This window comes from Intestinibacter sp., assembly GCF_051866655.1.
Lineage (GTDB): Bacteria > Bacillota > Clostridia > Peptostreptococcales > Peptostreptococcaceae > Intestinibacter.
Genome location: NZ_JBJDXL010000322.1, coordinates 1 through 3,567 on the forward strand (window position 1 = coordinate 1; position 3,567 = coordinate 3,567).

At 32.4% G+C, this 3,567-nt stretch carries 4 protein-coding genes; all 4 read left to right on the forward strand.

Annotation, left to right across the window (positions count from 1 at the left end; all coding sequences use genetic code 11):
• Window positions 1–778 (forward strand): LysR substrate-binding domain-containing protein (locus ACI3VO_RS09550; RefSeq protein ID WP_439757697.1); only part of this gene is annotated, 778 nt, incomplete at its 5' end.
• 155 nt (window positions 779–933) lie between these two features.
• Window positions 934–1,842, forward strand: coding sequence for an alpha/beta hydrolase (locus tag ACI3VO_RS09555; RefSeq protein ID WP_439757698.1), 909 nt, complete (start codon window positions 934–936; stop codon window positions 1,840–1,842).
• A gap of 9 nt (window positions 1,843–1,851) precedes the next feature.
• On the forward strand, window positions 1,852–2,847 hold the full coding sequence (locus tag ACI3VO_RS09560; protein WP_439757699.1) for an aldo/keto reductase: 996 nt from the start codon (window positions 1,852–1,854) through the stop codon (window positions 2,845–2,847).
• Between the two features lie 75 nt (window positions 2,848–2,922).
• Complete coding sequence (locus tag ACI3VO_RS09565; protein WP_439757700.1) at window positions 2,923–3,558, forward strand: flavodoxin family protein; 636 nt, start codon at window positions 2,923–2,925, stop codon at window positions 3,556–3,558.
• The last annotated feature ends 9 nt before the right edge of the window (window positions 3,559–3,567 follow it).

The window sequence follows — 3,567 nt, forward strand, 5'->3', positions numbered from 1 at the left end:
AGGTTTAAAATTATTTGAGAGAACGCATAGAGGAGTAGTGCTTACGGATGCTGGGAAATCTCTTTATAAAGACGCGAAAAATATTATTAACTATTCAAAAGAATCGTTGATTCGTGCGAGAAAAGCAATGAAAAAAGAAGAAAATGGGATTCGTGTAGGGACATCCTTGATGACACCTAGTAAATTTTTAGTAGATCTATGGCCGAAGATACAAAAATTTTGTCCAAAGTTAAAAATACAATTAGTACCATTTGAAAATACACCAGAAAATGCAGTTGAAATTCTTAAAAATCTTGGAAAGGATATAGATGTAGTAGCAGGTATTTATGATGAAAGCTTTTTACAAGAGAGACATTGTATAGCATTGGAATTATCTAGAGAACCTATAAATTGTGCAGTACCAATAAGTCATCCTTTAGCAGAAAAAGACCAACTCGATATTGAAGATTTGTACGGCGAAAATTTAATGATGATTAGGCCTGGATGGAATAGTTTTATGGACTTGTTGAGAGATGATATTTATAAAAATCATCAGCAAATTCGTATATTAGAGTTTTCTTTTTATAATTTAGATGTGTTTAATCAATGTGAAAATAGTAAAAATATATTGATTACAGCAGGCAAATGGGATAATGTTCATCCATTATTAAACATAATTCCTGTAAGTTGGGATTATACTGTTCCTTTTGGACTTTTGTATTCTCCTAATCCATCTTATGAGGTTTTGACATTTATAAAGGCTGTCTATAAATTTATGGAGCTGTCACACAGAAAATAGTGTGCAGCTATTTTTTTGCAAAAATTCAGGAGATTAGCTATAACCTTTAGGTTTATATTGGTGAACATGTTTGAACTTCTGCTTATAAGAGTTAATTACTATAATATATTTAAAATACAAAAGCAAATATTCAAGAAAGTGGTGAGACTTGAAATATGCAAAATTATAGACATATTACAAGGGAAAATAAAATTATAGATATTGTCAATCATAAAGCATTTGAAGGGTTCGGTAGATATATATTTCCATTAGACAATAGAAATATCAATAACAATATGAAGCTAAAAGACGTGAATTTACTATTACCATATCATAACAATATAAATTTATCTGAAATAGAAAACGCTATAAATCATATGATAGATGAGATAAGTGCTGGAAATAAAATATTTTACGATATTTATACAGAAAAAGAAAAAAATCAGGATCCTACAAAAATAGATACAGGTATTTTCTTTTTTAAAGGAAAAGTTGGAGCACCTTTTGCGATTATATGTCCTGGTGGAGGATTTTCTTATGTAGGAGCAATACATGAAGGATTTCCACTTGCCATAGAATTAAGTAAAAAAGGTTACAATGCATTTGTAATAAAATATAGAGTTGGATATTTTCAAAATAGTGAATTTGAGGCCTGCAGAGATTTATCTAGAGCAATTTTTTATATTTACGAAAATGCAAAAGCTTTTGAAGTAGATAAGAAAAATTATTCACTTTGGGGAGGATCAGCAGGAGCTAGAATGGCGGCAGATATAGGAACTTATGGTGTTGAAATTTTTGGAGAAAATAAATTGCCAAAGCCTTGTACAGTTATTATGCAGTACACAGGTCATCAGGATTATTGTATATACGATCCACCAACATTTGCAGTTGTAGGGACAAACGATACTATAGCAAATCCTTTAGCCATGAAGAGACGTATACAAAATTTAAAAAATTGTGGAATAGATGCAAAGATAAATATATACAAAAATCTAAGACATGGGTTTGGTTTAGGAACAGGTACAAATGCTGAAGGATGGGTAGATGATGCAGTAGATTTTTGGAATTTACATATGGAGAATTAGGAGGAAAATATGAATAAGAGAATATTAGGAAAAGATTTAGAAGTGTCTGATATGGGACTTGGATGTATGGGAATGAGCCATGCTTATGGTTCACCAGCAGATAAAGATGAAATGACTGAATTTTTAGCAAAAGCAGTAAATATGGGAGTCACTTTTTTTGATACAGCAGAAGTTTATGGAGATTATAAAGATCCACATAGTAATGAAGAATTAGTTGGACAGGCTTTAAAGCCTTATCGCGACAAAATAAAAATAGTTACAAAATTTGGTATTAAATTTGATACAAGTAAGCCAGTGCCTTATCCACTCATACCAGATTCACGACCTGAGACAATTCGTGCGTCTGTAGAAGGTTCGCTTAAACGTCTTCAAACAGATCATATAGATCTTTATTTTCAACATCGTGTTGACCCTACAGTGCCAATAGAGGAAGTGGCAGGCGTTATGTCTGATTTAATACAAGAAGGTAAAATTACTCATTGGGGAATTTCAGAAGCGACAGAAGAAATTATCCGCCGTGCACATAAAATTTGTCCATTGACAGCTATTGAAAACAGATATTCCATGATGGCTAGATGGTATGAAAAGTTATTTCCAACATTAGAGGAATTAAATATAGGGTTTGTAGCATTTAGTCCTCTTGCGAATGGTTTACTTACAGATAAATACGATAAAAATTCAAAATTTGAAGAAGGCACAGACTATAGAAATTCTATGCCACAATTTACTGCAGATGGTATAGATAAAAATCAAGAGCTTTTAAATTTAATTAGAAAAATAGCAATTGAAAAACAAGCGACACCTGCACAAATCTCTCTAGCGTGGATGCTTGCTAAAAAGCCTTGGATTGTACCTATTCCAGGAACTAGAAAATTATCAAGGCTAGTTGAAAATATAGGTGCATCAAACGTAATTCTTACAGCAGAAGAAGTCGAGTCAATCGATAAAATATTAGATGAAATACCTATGTCAGAAGTATTTGGCGGCACAAAATTAGCAAAATAATAAAAATAGCTATTGACATGGAGTAAACTCCAAGTACTAGACTATTATAAAAAATATATCGAAGGAGTGAAAATAATGAAAGTACTATTAGTAAACGGAAGTCCACATAAAGAAGGCTGTACATATACAGCATTACAAGAAGTTTCTAGACAATTAAATAAAGAAGGTATAGAAACTGAGATATTTTGGATAGGGAAAACACCTATGTCAGGTTGTATAGCATGCAAAACTTGTGTAGAAAAACACGCTTGTGTATTTGATGATAAAGTAAATGAATTTCTTGATATTGCAGGAGATTTTGATGGATTTGTATTTGGTACACCTGTTCATTGGGCAGGGGCAACAGGCTCTATGACATCATTTTTAGATAGAGCGTTTTATGCAGATTTCTGTGGAGGAAGAAATAATTTCTACTTAAAACCAGCTGCGGCAATTATGTCAGCTAGACGTGCGGGGACTACAGCAACATGGGATCAAATGAATAAATACTTTGGTCTTATGGAAATGCCAATAGTCACATCACGTTATTGGAATATGGTTCATGGTGCAACTCCAGAGCAAGTCGAAAAAGACGAAGAAGGTATGCAGGTTATGAGGATTCTTGCAAAAAATATGGCATTTTTCCTAAAATGTAAGGAAGCAGGGCTAAAAGCTGGAGTATCTTATCCAGAAAAAGAAGCAATTACATTTACAAATTTTATTAGAGAATAATAAAAAATT

What these genes read in the sequence shown, in the direction of transcription:
- ACI3VO_RS09560 (WP_439757699.1), top strand. Translation starts at nt 1,852, where the DNA reads ATGAATAAGAGAATATTAGGAAAAGATTTAGAAGTGTCTGATATGGGA.
- ACI3VO_RS09565 (WP_439757700.1), top strand. Translation starts at nt 2,923, where the DNA reads ATGAAAGTACTATTAGTAAACGGAAGTCCACATAAAGAAGGCTGTACA.
- ACI3VO_RS09555 (WP_439757698.1), top strand. Translation starts at nt 934, where the DNA reads ATGCAAAATTATAGACATATTACAAGGGAAAATAAAATTATAGATATT.